The sequence below is a fragment of the Paraburkholderia haematera genome (assembly GCF_905220975.1).
GTDB lineage: Bacteria > Pseudomonadota > Gammaproteobacteria > Burkholderiales > Burkholderiaceae > Paraburkholderia > Paraburkholderia haematera.
The window spans coordinates 625,765-642,178 of sequence record NZ_CAJNBK010000002.1 but is presented as its reverse complement, the minus strand read 5'-3'; the positions used below and the strand labels follow the sequence as shown (position 1 = coordinate 642,178).

The 16,414-nt window shown below is 60.9% G+C and carries 15 protein-coding genes; 5 read left to right on the top strand and 10 right to left on the bottom strand.

Annotated elements, in window-relative coordinates; all coding sequences use genetic code 11:
- Window positions 1–103: 103 nt before the first annotated feature.
- Complete coding sequence (locus tag KHO23_RS07290) at window positions 104–1,036, top strand: LysR substrate-binding domain-containing protein (protein WP_074764203.1); 933 nt, start codon at window positions 104–106, stop codon at window positions 1,034–1,036.
- Window positions 1,037–1,124: 88 nt separating this feature from the next.
- On the opposite strand, the gene KHO23_RS07285 is transcribed toward KHO23_RS07290, so the two are convergent.
- The gene (locus KHO23_RS07285) at window positions 1,125–2,522 is read right to left on the bottom strand and encodes an 8-oxoguanine deaminase (protein ID WP_211610334.1); all 1,398 of its coding nucleotides are present in this window, start codon (window positions 2,520–2,522) and stop codon (window positions 1,125–1,127) included.
- A gap of 516 nt (window positions 2,523–3,038) precedes the next feature.
- Here KHO23_RS07285 and uraH point away from each other — a divergent pair.
- The gene (uraH, locus tag KHO23_RS07280) at window positions 3,039–3,392 is read left to right on the top strand and encodes a hydroxyisourate hydrolase (protein WP_012433320.1); all 354 of its coding nucleotides are present in this window, start codon (window positions 3,039–3,041) and stop codon (window positions 3,390–3,392) included.
- 305 nt (window positions 3,393–3,697) lie between these two features.
- Window positions 3,698–4,891, top strand: coding sequence for a urate hydroxylase PuuD (locus KHO23_RS07275; RefSeq protein ID WP_211610333.1), 1,194 nt, complete (start codon window positions 3,698–3,700; stop codon window positions 4,889–4,891).
- A 118-nt stretch (window positions 4,892–5,009) separates the two neighbouring features.
- Here KHO23_RS07275 and KHO23_RS07270 read toward each other — a convergent pair whose 3' ends face one another.
- The gene (locus KHO23_RS07270; RefSeq protein ID WP_211610332.1) at window positions 5,010–5,873 is read right to left on the bottom strand and encodes a LysR family transcriptional regulator; all 864 of its coding nucleotides are present in this window, start codon (window positions 5,871–5,873) and stop codon (window positions 5,010–5,012) included.
- A gap of 84 nt (window positions 5,874–5,957) precedes the next feature.
- Here KHO23_RS07270 and KHO23_RS07265 point away from each other — a divergent pair, with 84 nt between their 5' ends.
- Window positions 5,958–6,809, top strand: a complete 852-nt coding sequence (locus KHO23_RS07265) for an alpha/beta fold hydrolase (protein WP_211610331.1) — start codon at window positions 5,958–5,960, stop codon at window positions 6,807–6,809.
- Between the two features lie 77 nt (window positions 6,810–6,886).
- Here KHO23_RS07265 and KHO23_RS07260 read toward each other — a convergent pair whose 3' ends face one another.
- A complete protein-coding gene (locus KHO23_RS07260; RefSeq protein WP_211610330.1) occupies window positions 6,887–8,080 on the bottom strand; it encodes a phytanoyl-CoA dioxygenase family protein in 1,194 nt (397 codons plus the stop codon).
- 115 nt (window positions 8,081–8,195) lie between these two features.
- On the opposite strand from KHO23_RS07260, the gene KHO23_RS07255 reads away from it, so the two are divergent.
- Window positions 8,196–9,236 carry a LacI family DNA-binding transcriptional regulator gene (locus KHO23_RS07255; protein ID WP_328821950.1) on the top strand — a complete coding sequence of 347 codons (1,041 nt, stop codon included), beginning with the start codon at window positions 8,196–8,198 and terminating at the stop codon, window positions 9,234–9,236.
- A 147-nt stretch (window positions 9,237–9,383) separates the two neighbouring features.
- Here KHO23_RS07255 and KHO23_RS07250 read toward each other — a convergent pair whose 3' ends face one another.
- The 7 genes from KHO23_RS07250 to KHO23_RS07220 all read right to left on the bottom strand — a co-directional run bounded on the left by KHO23_RS07250 (window position 9,384) and on the right by KHO23_RS07220 (window position 16,148).
- Window positions 9,384–9,896, bottom strand: a complete 513-nt coding sequence (locus KHO23_RS07250; protein WP_211610328.1) for an ureidoglycolate lyase — start codon at window positions 9,894–9,896, stop codon at window positions 9,384–9,386.
- Window positions 9,893–10,906, bottom strand: coding sequence for an allantoicase (alc, locus tag KHO23_RS07245; RefSeq protein ID WP_211610327.1), 1,014 nt, complete (start codon window positions 10,904–10,906; stop codon window positions 9,893–9,895). Before alc ends, KHO23_RS07250 begins: the two co-directional genes overlap by 4 nt.
- Window positions 10,907–10,979: 73 nt before the next feature.
- On the bottom strand, window positions 10,980–11,501 hold the full coding sequence (uraD, locus tag KHO23_RS07240) for a 2-oxo-4-hydroxy-4-carboxy-5-ureidoimidazoline decarboxylase (RefSeq protein WP_211610326.1): 522 nt from the start codon (window positions 11,499–11,501) through the stop codon (window positions 10,980–10,982).
- Complete coding sequence (puuE, locus tag KHO23_RS07235; RefSeq protein ID WP_211610325.1) at window positions 11,498–12,448, bottom strand: allantoinase PuuE; 951 nt, start codon at window positions 12,446–12,448, stop codon at window positions 11,498–11,500. The genes uraD and puuE overlap by 4 nt, the downstream gene beginning before the upstream one ends.
- Before the next feature lie 247 nt (window positions 12,449–12,695).
- Window positions 12,696–13,562, bottom strand: coding sequence for an aspartate/glutamate racemase family protein (locus KHO23_RS07230; RefSeq protein WP_211610324.1), 867 nt, complete (start codon window positions 13,560–13,562; stop codon window positions 12,696–12,698).
- Window positions 13,563–13,586: 24 nt separating this feature from the next.
- Window positions 13,587–15,062, bottom strand: coding sequence for an NCS1 family nucleobase:cation symporter-1 (locus tag KHO23_RS07225; RefSeq protein WP_211610323.1), 1,476 nt, complete (start codon window positions 15,060–15,062; stop codon window positions 13,587–13,589).
- A 345-nt stretch (window positions 15,063–15,407) separates the two neighbouring features.
- Window positions 15,408–16,148, bottom strand: a complete 741-nt coding sequence (locus KHO23_RS07220) for a GntR family transcriptional regulator (RefSeq protein WP_211610322.1) — start codon at window positions 16,146–16,148, stop codon at window positions 15,408–15,410.
- Between the last annotated feature and the right edge of the window lie 266 nt (window positions 16,149–16,414).

Here is a 16,414-nt window from a genome sequence, read left to right as displayed (position 1 = left end):
TGCTCTGCGGGTATCCCACTCTTGACGCGGCCCTGAGTTCATATTAAAAGTCATATATACCCACGCCCGTTCGATCAGCCAGAACATATATTTCGGAGAAGTCATGAGCCAGCAACGCGAGGCGATCGATACGTATCTATTACGCGTCTTGCACACCCTTTTGATGGAACGCAGCGTCACACGCGCGGCCGTCAAACTGAATCAATCGCAACCCGCCATCAGCGCGGCGCTGCGCCGTTTGCGCGACATCACCGGCGACCCGCTGCTGGTGCGCGGCAAATCCGGCATGGTGCCGACCGAGTACGGCCTGCGCCTGCTCGAACCGGTGCAGAACGCGCTGCGCGAGATCGAACGCATCAAGTTCCAGCAGCACAACTTCGACCCGGCGACCTCGATCCGTTGCTACCGGATCGGCTGCCCGGATTACCTGAACGTGCTGTTCGTGCCGACGGTGGTGGAACGCTTTCGTCAGGCCGCGCCGAACGCGACGCTCGAATTTCACTCGCTCGGGCCGGCGTTCGACTATGAACTCGCGCTCGAGGACGGCAAGCTCGACATCGTGGTCGGCAACTGGCCGGAGCCGCCGGAGCAATTGCACCTGTCGAATCTGTTCGTCGATCAGATCGTCTGCCTGATGAGCAACACGCATCCGTTCGCCAAACGCGGCGGGTTGACGCTCGACCAGTATCTGAATGCGCCGCATCTTGCGCCTACTCCTTACTCGGTGGGCCAACGGGGCGCGATCGACGTGCATCTTGCGCGCGAGCGGTTAAAGCGTCACGTGGTCGTCACGTTGCCGTACTTCAATCTGGCGCCTTACGTGTTGATCAAGTCCGATCTGATCTTCACGACGACGCGCCTGTTTGCCGATTACTACGCCAAGTTCCTGCCGCTGACCGTGGTGCCCGCGCCGCTCGATTTCCCGCCGATGCAGTACTACCAGCTGTGGCACGAGCGCGTGCATTACTCCGACGAAGTGCGCTGGCTGCGCAGTCTGGTGGCCGAGGCGACCAAGACCTTGATCGATAAGCCTTAATCCGTTGCGCTGCGGTCTATCGGCATCCAGTCTTTGTGAATACCGATAGACCCGCTTCTTCTATTGCGTTCTTACTCCGTCATTACGCTTACGCTGCCGCTTCGTAAAGCGCCCTCGCCAACCGGTTGTGCTGCTCGATGACCGGTCCGAGTTCCAGCGTCGTCAACTGCCCATTCTTCACCACCACCTTGCCGCCGATCACGCTATGGCTCACCTGCGACGGCGCGCAGAACACCAGTGCCGCGACCGGATCGTGCAACGCGCCCGCAAACAGCGGCTGACGCAGATCGAAAGACACGAAATCCGCCGCCATGCCCGGCGCCAGTGCGCCGATGTCGTCGCGATTGAGTACCTTCGCGCCGCCTAGCGTCGCAATCTCCAATGCTTCACGCGCGGTCATCGCGTCCGGCCCGAAACCGACCCGTTGCAGCAGCAGCGCCTGGCGCACTTCCGCGACCATTTGCGCACCGTCGTTCGACGCCGAACCGTCGACACCGAGACCCACCGGCACGCCGGCAAGGCGCATCCGCTTGACCGGCGCAATTCCCGAGGCCAGCCGCATATTCGAGCACGGGCAATGCGCGACGCCGGTACCCGTGCGCGCAAACAATTCGATACCTGCGTCGTCGAGTTGCACACAGTGCGCATGCCATACGTCGTGACCGACCCAGCCCAGGTCTTCCGCATACTCAGCCGGCGTCATGCCGAACTTTTCGCGGCTATAGGCGATGTCGTTGACGTTCTCCGCCAGGTGCGTGTGCATCGACACACCGTAATGCCGCGCCATCACCGCCGATTCGCGCATCAGATCGCGGCTCACCGAGAACGGCGAGCACGGCGCCACCACCACGCGCAACATCGCGTAGCGCCCTTCGTCGTTGTACGTCTCGATCAGACGCTGCGTGTCCTTCAGGATATCCGCTTCACGTTCGACCACCGAATCCGGCGGCAAACCGCCGTCCTTCTGCCCCACGCTCATGCTGCCGCGCGCCGCGTGAAAACGCATGCCGATCCGCTGCGCCGCGACGATGCTGTCGTCGAGACGGCTGCCGTTCGGGTAGATATACAAATGGTCGCTCGAAGTCGTGCAACCGGACAGCAACAGCTCGGCCATCGCCGTCAAGGTCGAGACTTCGATCATCTCCGGTGTGAGGTTCGCCCACACCTTGTAGAGGTTGGTCAGCCAGCCGAACAACTCGGCGTTCTGCGCCGCCGGAATCGCGCGCGTCAGGCTCTGATACATATGGTGGTGCGTGTTCACCAGCCCTGGAATCACCAGGTGGCCGCGCATGTCCAGCACTTCGTCGGCCATTTGCGGCAATTCCGCCGTCGGTCCGACCGCAACGATGCGGTTGTCCTCGATATACATGCCGCCGTCGCGCAGTTCGCGCCGGGCGCCGTCCATCGTGACCAGCACGTCCGCGTGCTTCACCAGCATCGTTTTCTTCGGCTTGTCTGATTTCATAGCCGTTTGTTCCATCGTCATTCGTTTCTCCGCTTCATTGCTTCCGTGCAAAGCCGTTCGAACGCGATGGGACGGCACGCCAACCGTGCCGCCGCGTCCCGTCGAACGCCGTTGGCCCGGTTACCCAGCGTAATTCCGCCGTCTTCGGGGTGTGCCGCGCTTCACTCATGTATGCCGCGGCGCACGGGTGTAACCTTCGACGGCCAAAATAATGCTGACAACTCGCGCCAGTGCGATACTCAACCTCACGCTCTCGATATATTGGGCCCTTTTTGGTGCCCGTACGATCGAATTGCACGGCAATGGTCGAATGAATCGACTCGATATGGCTTTCAGCAAGCTGTCTGTCATGCGCCAGGTATTATCTTTCCTATCTCGCGTGCGCTGACGTGAACATCCTTTTTACAATGGCTGCCACGGCGCTCGCTTCAATTCGCCGACGGGTATGTAGCCACTGACGTGGAGCCTCGATCCGCCGCAACGTATTCTGGATCGGGCCGCCGCCGAAACCTCGCATTCACATAAGGAAAATTGCGAATGGGAAAGCTCACTACCCATGTGCTCGACACCGCGAACGGTCGTCCCGGCGCGGGCATCAAGGTCGAACTCTTTGCGCTCTCCGGCGACACCCGCCGCGCGCTCAAAACCACCACCACCAATGACGACGGCCGCTGCGACCAGCCGCTGCTCGAAGGCGACGCACTCGTCGCGGGCGAATACGAACTCGTGTTCGGCGCCGGCGATTACTTCGCATCGATCGGCACGAAGGTGCCGGAGCCACGCTTCGTCGATCGCGTTGTGCTGCGCTTTGGCGTGGCCGATGCCGGTGCGCACTATCACGTGCCGCTGCTGGTGTCGCCGTGGTCGTACAGCACCTATCGCGGCAGTTAAGCGCACCGGGCGCTGTCAATAGGCCCTGGAGGAGGACGAGGTTGAAGTCGCGTTGTATTTCCGAGCGCGCCCGATTGCACTGTGCGGATCCTTGGAGACACCCGCGAAGCGCAATCGAACGCGAGCGACTCGACCTGACGTTCCAATAAAAAACGGCGCGTGCGAACTGAGCGCACCGCGTCTTTCGCCCCGCAGTCTGTGTAGCGACGCCACGCATGCCGACGCCCCCTCAACCGGGTGAGCGAAGGCGCAATCAAGGCACAAGCGTCGTTACGCGTACAACGAATCAGAAGTGGAGGAGTTTCATGGAAGGCTTTATCACTGACTGGCTGAACCTGGCATTGCGCTGGTTTCACGTCATCGTCGCCATCGCCTGGATCGGCGAATCGTTCTATTTCGTCGCGCTCGACAACAGCCTGAAACCGCCAACGGACCCGAACCAGCGCAAGCGCGGCGTGTTCGGCGAGTTGTGGCACGTGCACGGCGGCGGCTTCTACAACATGCAGAAGTACACCGTCGCGCCGCCGGAAATGCCGGACGACCTGCACTGGTCCAAGTGGCCGTCGTACACCACGTGGCTCTCGGGCGCGAGCCTCTTCACGGTGCTGTACCTGATGTCGCCGTCCACGTACCTGATCGACAAGAACGTGCTCGACATGGGTCCGGTGGTCGCGGTTGCTTCGGCACTCGGCTTCCTCGCCGCGGGCTGGATCGTCTATGACTCGCTGTGCCGCCTCCTCGGCAACAAGGACAAGGTGCTCGGTATCTGCGTCGGCATTTATGTGGTGATCGCGGCGTACCTGGCGTGCCATATCTTTGCGGGCCGCGCGGCGTATCTGATCATGGGCGCGATGCTGGCGACGATCATGTCGGCGAACGTGTTCTTCGTGATCATCCCGGGTCAGCGCAAGATGGTTGCCTCGATGCTCAAGGGTGAAACGCCGAACCCGATCTACGGCAAGCGCGGCAAGCAACGTTCGGTGCACAACACCTATTTCACGCTGCCGGTGGTGTTCGCGATGCTGTCGAACCACTACGCGATGACGTACACGAATCAGTACAACTGGATCGTGCTCCTGATGATCATGCTGGCCGGCGCGCTGATTCGCCAGTTCTTCGTGATGCGTCACCGTGGCCAGGTGCTGTGGTACCTGCCGCTGGTCGGTATTGTGCTGATGTTCGCCGCCCTCTTCTCGACAATGCCCAAGCCGGTCGTGCCGCTAGCGCAGGCCGCGAATGCACCGGTGGTCAAGGTGGCCGATATCGCGCCAGTGCTGCAACAGCGCTGCGTGGCATGCCACTCCGCTCATCCGACGATGATGGGCAGCGCCCCGGCCGGCGTTCTGCTGGATACGCCGGACGAGATCTCGCAGAACGCACAGCGGATCTATCAGCAGGCGGTGACGTTGAAGGCGATGCCGCTCGGCAACGTCACACACATGACCGACGACGAGCGGATGAAGATCGCCGCATGGTTCCAGGGCGGTGCAGTGAAGTAATACCCTGGCCGGGTGTTGCGCCCGGCTTTGCAAGACAGGAAGCGGGCTTTTCGCGTAGGCGGAAAGCCCGCTTTGTCTTTTGCGGTCAGTCGCTGCCGAAATCAGCGGGTATCGAGACCTAGCGCCTCAATTCAGAGAGGATCTTTTCTGCCAGAAAATCGCACGGCGGCCGCTTTGAGGCCGTGCTCCGCGCGAGCACCATTTCGAGTGGAGCGATCTCGGGCAAGCCTTGCGCCGATCCAATCAGCGAAAAGTGCTTCGGGACCGCGCATCGCGCAAGCGGGACAATGGCAAGTCCCGCTTCGGCCATGGATAGCAGGCCAAGCAGACTTGGACTTTCATATGAGGTGCGGTAGGCGATCTTCGCGCGCTCGAGGCTACGAATGGCATTCTCCCTCGCTACGCTGCCTGGTAAGAAAACCGCGATCGGCAGCGGCCTTTCCTGCCATATTTCATCGGCACTCGGCGCCGCTGCCCATTCCATCGGCTCGAACCGGATGAATTCACCTGACAAACCCTTGACTCGCGTGGCACACACGAGATCGACGGAACCCTCTTTCACCATCGGTGCAAGCGCAACGCTCGGCAAACCTACGACCTGAATTTCCACCTTCGGATAGGTCGCGGAAAATTTCTTGAGAATCGGTGGCAGCAGTGACGCGGCGTAATCGTCCGGCACGCCAATGCTCACGCGCCCGGTCACGTCTGGCCGGACCACAGCCGCCCAGGCCTCGTCGCGCAATGCCAGCATGCGCCGAGCGTAGGTCAGCAGGACCTCGCCGTCCTGCGTCGGGATCACACTTCTTGGCTTGCGGACAAATAGCGGCTTGCCGAGCGCGGCCTCAAGCGTCTTGATCTGCATACTCACCGCCGATTGCGAGCGATGCACGACTTCCGCCGCCCGGCTAATGTTGCCGGTGTCGGCGACGGCGACGATCATCGTCATGACATCCAGATCGAGTGCTTTCAATTGCATTGGCATCAGAAAAATAGATAGATTTGATCAATATTACGCGATTATCTTAAAGGGTGACATCGGGCATAGTGGCCGCAAAGGAGCCAATCAATGAACGCCCGTACCGACCTCTCAGTGCTTGCCGTGCCAGAACTGTCGTTTGCGACCATCGCATCGGGCATCTGCGTGCCGTATGTCGAGTGCGGAGAAGGCGAGCCCCTCGTATTCGTGCACGGCTCGCTTTGCGACTATCGCTACTGGAGCGCGCAGACGGCAGCGCTGTCGCAGCATTTCCGCTGCATCTCGGTGAGCTTGAGCCACTACTGGCCAGCGAGCGAGGCTTGCATCCAGGGCGAGTTCGGCTGGCAAACGCATGTCGCGGAGCTGGCCGAGTTCATTGAGGCGATCGACCTTGGGCCCGTTCATCTGGTTGGGCATTCGCGTGGCGGCTGCGTCGCATTTCATGTTGCACGCGACAATCCGCGGCTTGTGAAGACACTGACACTCGCGGATCCGGGTGGTCCGCTACACATCGAAGGGATGCCGGAAGCCTCGCTGCCGCCCGCGACCAATGTGCTGCGTGCACGCGTCGCCGAACTCATCGAGAATCAGCAGGTCGACGCGGGACTGGAGCTTTTCGTCGACTCGGTGAGCGTGCCCGGATCATGGCGCAAAAGCCCGACTGCGTTCCGCACCATGGCAATCGACAACGCGGGCACACTGCCCAAGCAGCTCCGCGATCCGTTGCCCGCTTACTCCCGTGAAACGGCACGCGGGGTGAAGTGCAGGACGCTGCTGATCGATGGCCAACGGAGTCCTCGCATGTTTCGCAACAACGTCGAAAAGCTCGCAGAATGGATCGACTATGCTGAGCGGCACACCATCGCCGGCGCCTCGCACGGGATGAATGTGTCGAATGCCGGTGTTTTTAACCGGCTTGTGCATACCTTTGCAAGTTTCTAACCAGGGTTCTTCGTCTGGGTGACAAGCGGTTGTTTGGCGCAAACGAACACACCCTCCGCCTTCCGGCCAGAAAACGCTTAAGGTTTGCGTCGCTCATCCTGCTCACGGATTGCGGCTATGAATCTGTCTGCGCTCCAAAGCTCAGTTAGCGCCCGGCGAAATAGTCCCTGCTGGCTTTGCGGTGCCAGGCCGCTCTGTGGCGGATCGCGGTCGAGGTTCGTCGGAAACGGATAGCCCTCCGCACAGGAGGCAATCACAGCGTCGGCCTCTTCCAGCGTGATGATCCCCTTGCGCATCGGGTCCAACAGGACCGGATACACCACCTCGCACATCTTCGCGCGATTCATCGACTCCATGGCACGGCCGTACGCAGACGAAATCTGCAGGAGATTGGCCATGCGCTGAACAGAAGTCGTGCGGTTCGAACCGGCAGCGTGGAAAAGCGCGGGGTTGAAAAACAGTGCGTCGCCTTTTTCGAGCGGCAACTGGACGCAGTGCGTTTCAAAGTAGTCACGGAAGTCCTGACGACGCCATGCGAGATAGCCCTCGGCATAGCGCTGCGAGTAAGGCAGCAGCTTGGTTGGTCCGCTTTCCACTGGCATGTCGGTGTGGGCGATTGCGCCTTGAAGCGTGAGAAAGGGGGACATCGCATGAACGTGAGCCGGATAGCGCTCAGCTTCCGCGACGGTCTGAAATCCAAGATGGTAATCCCGGTGCGCCTGTTGCGCCTGCCCGCCGGGCCGTACGACATTGACCTGCGAGGTCATCTGAAAATGCGGACCCAGCCAGGCCTCAGCTATCGTGCAAAGAACCGGGCTTGCGAAGTAGCGAGCGAACACCGCGGGGGCCCGCAGGCAAAGCTTCTCCTGCGCGTTCCAGAGGCGATCATTCGCGCCAGCCTTGGCGAAGTGGTCTGCAGCGGCACCCCCGGCTTCGCGCTCCTGCCGGATGAGTGACTCAAAGACCCTTGTCGCGTCATCGATAGGTGCTGTGTCGGCGTACACGCGTTTCAGTACCAGCACGCCCGCTCCCACGTTCAGTACGTTCGCCCACTCGGCCTGCAAGTCCGCGCGGCGCGGCGCATCTTCAAGGGCGTTGCCAAGCTCGTGGCAGTCGTACACCGGAACGCGGTCGATTGTTTGAGCCGCGAACCTCAGGCTGTCGTCATCTGGACAGGGCCGAAGTGCCGCGACGAAGTCTTCGAGGGAGCAATCCTGCTCCCGGTACCGGTTGCGTCCGCGGGCGTCGCGACGCGATTCAGTTGCGCTCATGCTGGCTCCTTCTGGTCTTGCTACAACAATAGCCCTCCAGCGAGCACCCGCGGTACGATAAACACCTCAAAAACACCTCAACTGGAGCCTGCTCACTGTGGCGCATCGCTTTCTCATGAAGGAAATCGCCCTTCAGGCAGGCCTTGGACTCGCCACGGTCGACCGGGTGCTGAACGGACGGGAGCATGTCCGTGAACACACCCGTCAGCGCGTGCAGCACGCGATAGCGGAACTGGAGAAACAGCAGTTCCAGTTGGCGACTAGCGGGCGCAAGCTCGTTGTCGATGTTGTTGTGGAAGCGCCGCGCAGATTTTCCGATGAAATACGTGAAGCATTGGAGTCGGAACTGCCTGGCCTGCAGCCGGCCGTGTTCCGCCCACGTTTTCTGATGCAGGACACCATGACGACGGCGGAAGTCGTGGACGCACTGAAAGCGATTGGCCGACGAGGCAGCCACGGCGTATTGCTCAAGGCGCGGGATGTCCCAGACGTTGCCGACGCTATCGCGGACTTGCAGCAATGGGGGATCCCTGTCATCACCATCTTTACGGACATTCCGCAGTCCGCTCGCATGGCTTACGCAGGTCTCGACAACCGGACGGCTGGTGCAACAGCGGCCTATCTCATCGGCCAATGGCTCGCTCGCCGGGAAGGTGACGTCCTCGTCACGAAGAGTAACGAGCGCTTCCGAGGGGAAGAAGAACGCGAAGCCTGCTTTCGCGATGAGTTGCAGCGCCGATATCCGAAGCTAAAACTCGTTGATGCCAGCGGCGGTCACGGCCTGGACGCCCAAACTGAGTCAAGGGTGAAGCGAGCCGTTGGTTCAGGCAGGAAAATCGTGGCGGTGTATTCGATGGGCGGGGGCAACGTGGCGATACTTCGCGCACTCAAGTCGATGGGCCAGACGCCGAAGTGCTTTATCGGGCACGACCTGGATAGGGACAACGTCGAGCTGCTGCGTGAAGGAAAACTCAGCGCCGTGTTGCACCATGATCTCCGACAGGACATGCGGAGCGCATGCCACACCATCATGCACTTTCATCAATTGCTGCCGGCGTCGGCTGTCGGACTGTCTTCGTCGGTTGTCGTGGTCACACCGGCGAACATCCCGCAGTCCGTTGAGCAGCGATTCGGCAGACGGTCTCGTCCGCGCTGACCGTGGTCGTGGAGCGCGAATCAAGAAAGCGCAACGTTAAAAAGAGGCAACCTCAAGCCCCGCGCGGCTCGCCTATAAAAAAAGCCCACAGCATGCACTGTGGGCTTTTTTGCGAGCAACTCGCTCAAAACACTGAAGCAACCGGCCTCAAACCACCACCGCGCTCAACGCATCTTCCGTCAGCCACAGCGACTCGGCCAGATTCTGCTCGTTCAGGTTCAACCCATCCCCCCCACGATCGACGACGATAAAGTCACTCACGTCGCCCAAAGCGATCAGCGGATGGTGCCAGACACCCTTCGCATAGTTCACGCCTTGCCAGCCGCTCGTCACGAACGCACGAATCTGCTTCGGATCCAGTTCACCCGCCGGCGCCACGACCACCAGATACGGCTTGTCGTTCAGCGGCACGAAGGCCTGGCTGCCCAGCGGATGCCGTTCGAGCATCTTCACTTCGAACGGCAACGTGCGCGGCTCACCGCGAAACAGGTTCACCAGCGTACGGCCGTTCTCATCGGTCACGTCCACTTTCGCGAGATCGTGATAGCGGATCGTGGTGCCGAGGTTGATCGGAATCTGCTTCGCGCCTTCGAGTTCGACCACGTCACCGAATGCGGCGAACGCTTCCTTCGTCAAGGGTTCGATCAGCAGCGTTTTCATGATGCGAGCGTGCCCCACAGACGCAGACGCGACACGCCGCCGTCCGGAATGATGTTGAAGCGCACGTGCGTGACCGGCCCCAATGCAGCGATTTCGCTTTCGAAATAGTGCTGGTTGTCCATCTTCAGCTTCTGTTCGCCCAGCAACACCGGCCAGAACATGGCTTGCGTGATCAACGAGCTGTCCGTGCCGCCCGTCACATACGCGGCCTGGATGGAGCAACGGTCAGGAAAGTTGCCCTTGAAGTGAGCCGTATCGACTTCGATCTTCCGGATCACGCCCGGTTGCGCCAGCGCGACAATCGCCCAGTCGTTGCCCGGTTCACGGCGGCGGCGCGTTTCCCAGCCGTCACCCATGTTCACGCCACGGCCCGGCATCAGAATCGTCGATGCAGCGCCGAAGTGCTGGTTGTTCGCCGCGACCAGATACGCGCCGTTTTCCATCGCGGCCAGATCGAACTGCTCGGTGCGGCTTGCACCCGCCCAGTCGACTTGCGGCTGACCATACACACGCAGACGCGCAATACCGCCGTCCGGGTAGATGTTCACGCGCAGGTGCGTGTAAGCGTTCGTGTCGCTAACTTCGTGATAGTGGTGGCTGTTGCCTTGCAGCGTGGTCGACGGGACGATTTCGGTCCATTGCGTCGACTGGTTCGGCACGCCGTCCACCACTCGCGCAGCCTCAACCGAAGCCGCCGGCGGGAAGTTGCCCGTGAAGTGGCTGGTGTCGAGGTCGAGGCCCTTGATCACGCCCGGACGCGCGAGCTTCACGACGCACCAGTCGTAACCGTTGGCGCGCTTGCGGCGCGTTTCCCAGCCGTCCATCCACTTGCCATTGTCGTCGTACTTGCCCGGAATGAAGACGGCCGGCTCCGGATTCAGCATGCGTTCCTTCGGTGCGAAGAAATCGTCGCTGGCCTCGAGCGCCTGCGCGCCCAGACGCGGATCCGCCAGGTTCACATAGCGACGCGTGAATTCCGGTGCGTTGGGGTCGAGAATCGGGAGTGCCATCTTTGTCTTCCTTAGTGTTTGCTAGTGCTGAAAAAACGTTTCAGTTCGAGGTCCGCGACGTGTAGTTGAAGCCTTACGCGTCGATCAGGTCGTCAAGCCGGAAACGTGCGATGCGGTAGATCTGATCGAGGCTGGCGCGCAATTCATCCGCGCGGCTGTTGTTCACGCGGGCCTCGAAGTTCGCGATGATGCCGTGGCGGTCGTAACCGCGCACCGCGAGGATGAACGGAAAACCGAACTTCTCGCGATACGCGCTGTTCAACGCCACCAGCTTGTCGAATTCTTCCTGCGTGCACTGGGCGAGACCCGCGCCACTCTGCTCACGCGTCGATTCGGCCGTCAACTCGCCGCGCACCGCAGCCTTGCCAGCAAGCTCCGGGTGGGCGTTGATCAACGCGAGTTGCTTTTCTTCGCCAGCAGTCTCGACGATGGTCGACATCTTGCTATGCAGTTCGTCGATGCTGGCAAACGGTCGTTGCTGCGCGGCGATTTCCGCGACCCACGGCGAGTGCTCGAAAATGCCCGACAGCGCCGCGACGAACGCGTCGGTCGAAGTGCTGTTGAGTTGGTCAAGTGTGTATTGCATCGCCTTCATGCCGCAGCCCCGCGGTTATTTTGTTGGTAAGGGTGATGTTCGCGCCAGTGACGCGCGATATCGACGCGACGCGTCACCCACACGCGATCGTGCTGCTCGATATGGTCGAGAAAACGTTGCAGCGCGCGGAAGCGCCCCGGGCGGCCGAGCAGACGGCAGTGCATACCGATCGACAGCATCTTCGGCGCTTCGTCGCCTTCTTCGTAGAGCACGTCGAATGCGTCGCGCAGGTACGTGAAGAAATGGTCCGCGGTGTTGAAGCCTTGCGGGCTTGCAAAGCGCATGTCGTTGGTGTCGAGCGTGTACGGCACGATCAGTTGCGGACTCTTGCCGCCGCCCGTCACTTCAACATCCATCCAGAACGGCAGATCGTCGCCGTAGTAATCCGAGTCGTACAGGAAGCCGCCGTATTCGGCGACCAGGCGATGCGTGTTGGGACTGTCGCGGCCGGTGTACCAGCCGAGCGGGCGCTCGCCTGTGATGCGCTCGATCGCTTCCATGCCGAGGCGCATGTGCTCCGCCTCTTTTTCCGGCGACATGTCCTGGTAATGAATCCAGCGATAGCCATGGCAGGCGATCTCATGGCCGAGTTCGACGAACGCGCGCCCGAGATCGGGATGCCGTTCCATCGCCATGCCGACGCCGAACACCGTGAGCGGCAGGCCGCGCTTTTCGAATTCGCGCAGAATGCGCCACACGCCTGCCCGCGAGCCGTATTCGTAGATCGACTCCATGCTCATGTGACGCGCCGGATAAGACGCCGCGCCGACGATTTCCGACAGGAACTGCTCCGAGCCCGGATCGCCGTGCAGCACGCAGTTCTCACCGCCTTCTTCGTAGTTCAGGACGAATTGCACCGCGACACGCGCCCGCCCCGGCCAGTTTGCCTGCACCGGGTGGCGGCCGTAGCCGATCAGATCGCGTGGATAGTTCGAGTCGAGTGGCATGGTTTGACGAAAGCGTGATGACGGTACGTAAAATTCGCGTGGAACTCACGTGACATGCACGTGGGTTTGCGTGCCTTGCGTGCGTTTGCGTGCGTTTGCGTTGCTACGCATGCCGGCGCGGGCGGAAACAGCCCGGAATAGCGGCACCAGAAGCAACAGCAAAATAGCGTTCGGGCACCAGCGCCGAGTGGGACCAGTGTAGCGAAAACGCCCGGGTGCGCCCATACACCCGGGCAGATAGTGCGTGTCAGACTGGATGTATGTGCGGAGCCCGTCCCACCGGGCGTTCCGTGGTGTTTACCCGCAGTAAACCAGGCGAATTTACGCTTTCCGCCGCGCTTGCGGCTGAATTGCGATGAGGCTGAGGATTTGGGTCCACATCGGTCGGACTGAAGGCTTCCAGCGCGCCGTCGTAACGCTTGGGCAGTGGCCGCGCGTAGTCGCCTCGCTTGGCCGTCGACAAGCGCAGCGCGACCAGCGCCTCGGCCCATTTGACCGCCGCCGTTACGCCCTCGATCACCGGCGCACCCAAGGCGTCTTCAATCTCCGCGCACAATTCGGCCATGCCGGCGCAACCGAGCACGATCGCGTCCGAGCCGTCCTCCGCCAGCGCGCGCCGGCATTCGTCGAGGATGACCCGGCGCGCCGCCGAGCCGGGCTTATCCAGGTCCAGCACGGCGACATCCGTGGCACGCACATTGCGGCAAAAACGCTTCATGCCGTAGCGCTCGGCGAGATGCCACGCCATGCCGCACGTGCGTGCCAGGGTGGTCACCACCGAAAATCCCGGCGCCAGTACGCTCGCGGCATGCATCGCCGCTTCGGCGATGCCGATCACCGGCCCGCGCGCCAACTCGCGGGCCGCGTATAAACCGGGGTCGCCGAAGCAGGCAATGACATACCCGTCACACCCCTCACGCTCGCCGGCGATAACCTCGGCCAGCAAACCGGGCGTCGCGAGTGCTTCGTCGTAATAGCCTTCAATCGACGGCGGCCCCATTGTCGGGTTGACCGCGATCACTTCGGTGCCGGGCGCGGCGACTTCGCGCGCGCAGCGGCCCATCGCCTCGGTCATGCGTTGCGTCGTATTCGGATTGATCAGTTTGATGCGCATATCAGCTCCTGTTGCAGCCCTGGCTCAGCGAGCCAGCACGCGGTAGAACACGGCACCCAATGCAGCCCCGATGAACCACGAGAAATTGGCCAGCCCGTCGAGCGTCGGCACCATGACGCAGATCACGGCGATGACCGCGGCCGGCAACAATGCCGCGACAGCGCGGTAATTGACACCATTGCTGTACCAGTATGAGCCGCTTGGGGAGATCGAGTAGAGATCATCGAGCACGATCTTCTGACGCTTCACGAGAAAGTAATCAACGATCAGGACACCATACAACGGTCCGATGAAACTGCCGAGCACATCGAGCGTGTAGTGAATAACCGCAGGATTGTTGAACAGATTCCACGGCGTGATAAAAATCGACGCCACCGCCGCAAGCATGCCACCCGCTCGCCAGCTGATCAGACGCGGCGCGACATTCGAGAAGTCGAAGGCCGGCGACACGAAGTTAGCGACGATGTTGATGCCGATAGTCGCAATCGTGAAGGTCAATGCACCGAGAATCACCGCGGTCGGATAGTCGATACGGCCCACCGTTTCGACCGGGTCCGTGATCAGTTGCCCAAACACCGGGAGCGTGGCGGCGGTTGTGACCACCGTCACCAGCGAGAAGGCCAGGAAGTTGACCGGCAGCCCCCAGAAGTTGCCGCGCTGCACGCTGCGAAAGCTCTTTCCGTATCGGGAAAAGTCGCCGAAATTCAGCATCGGCCCGGAGAAGTACGAGACCACCAGCGAGGTCGCCGTGATCATTACCGGCACCACTTCCATGCCGTGATATTTGACACCACCCAGGTTGATGCCGATGTTTCGCCATCCTGCGCGATACACCATATAGCCCGCGAGAATGAACATCACCACGTAGACGGCCGGACCGGCGAAATCGATGAACTTCTTGATGGTCTCCATGCCGTGCCAGAACACCAGCGCCTGCAACACCCACAGCAGCATGAACCCAGCCCAGCCCAAGGTGGAAAGGCCCATGAAACCATGGTGATGCACGTCCGCATACGGCAACAGTTGCGGAACGAACTTCAACACAACGATCACCAGTGCGCTCGACGCCAGATAAGTTTGGATTCCATACCATGCGACCGCGATCAGGCCGCGAATCACGGCGGGAATATTCGCACCGAGCACGCCAAACGTTGCGCGGCAGGCTACCGGATAAGGCACACCGTTCGCCTGGCTCGGCTTCGCGATCAGGTTGCAAAGCAGGTTGACAATCGTAATGCCGACCAGCAGTGCGATCAGCACCTGCCAGCTTGTCAGTCCAAGCGCGAACAGACTGCCCGCGAACACATAGCCACCGACGCTGTGCACATCCGACATCCAGAACGCGAAGATGTTGTAAGCGCCCCAGGTTTGATGGCGCAGCGGCGCCAGGTCTTCGTTGTACAGCCTCTCGCTGTAGCCTGCGGGGATCGACGGATCGCTGGGCGCGTCTCCGTATGTGGGAATTGCGGGACTGCTGGGCGCTGCACTGAACTGAGCCATGATTCCTCCTTGGAATAGAGACCATCGAAAGTCAATCGAGGGACATTGCATCGGTCATGCCAGCCGCCCTCTTCTCCCCGATTGGCAACAAGAGGAAACATGAGGTTCGAGCCAGTTGATTGACCGCGCCGCGGGTGTCTCCGTACTTGATGTACTTGTGGTTGTCGCACCGCCAGCAGCCGCGGATTCCCGGCGATGCGTTACTACTCCAAGGCTGTCATTCCGTGACGGCCACGCGTGCGCAAGCCGGCAGCGCTCACGCCGAGCCGCCTTGCAACGCCTGATTCAGTTCAGTTCAATTCAGTGCGGCGCGCACCAGCAACGGGCGCGCACCTGCCGCGTGCCTCAGCCTGGCACGGACTTGGGTCTAACTGCTTCCTTCGCTGCGCCGTTAAGTGCGCCGAATACTTCATGCAGATCCGCCGCGCCACGTGCGGGGCGCTCCAGCATCTTCAACTCGACGCTTTGCAAATGGCGCGACATCAGTGCCGCCGCCTCTTTGGCATCGCCGGCGTCGAGGGCGGCGAGAATCGCTTCATGGTCTTCGAACGAGCAAGGGCTGCGTCCGAGCGACTCGTACAGTGCCGAAATCAGTGTGGAGCGCGCCACCAGTCCGTTCAGGCAGTCGCACAGCACGGCGTTACCGGTGAGCCCGGCCAACTCGGTATGGAACTCGCCAGACAGACGAATCCACGCCGGAAAATCACGTGTTTCGAACGCTTTGCGTTCACGGCCGATCATGCTGCCGATGCTCTTCAAACGGCGCATGCCATGACCGCCGCAAATCTTTTCAACGACAGCCAGTTCGATGATCCGGCGCATTTCGAACACTTCATGCACTTCCTGCAGCGACGGACTGGCGACAAACGCGCCACGATTCGGTTCGAGGTCGACGAGGTGGTCGGTGGCCAGCTGCGCGAGCGCCTGCCGGATCGGGCCGCGCTTCACGCCGAATACTTCGCACAACTGTGCTTCTGTCAGCTTGGCGCCCGGCGCGAGCCGATGCTCGAGGATCGCGGCGCGGATGCGCTCGGCGATCGCTTCGGGTTTCGAACTATTCGCGGCGGCGGAGTCTGTCTCGGACATGATGTTCGTCTCGGTATGTTGGTCATCATAGGATGGACATAAACATTGTCAACAATTTTTGCATCCATTTTCGACAATTTGAACGGCCCGACCGTGCTGTGGGCTAATGAGCGAACGCACAGGCCTTACTCTGCTTCACTACCAGTTTAATTAATGTAGGGGACGGTCGTCTATTGAAGACCGTTTTTGTCAACAAAGTGATTGACCTTCATGGGACTGCCCTGCTGGCGGATGCCTCAAAACAATGACCGTTAGTTGCGTTACTA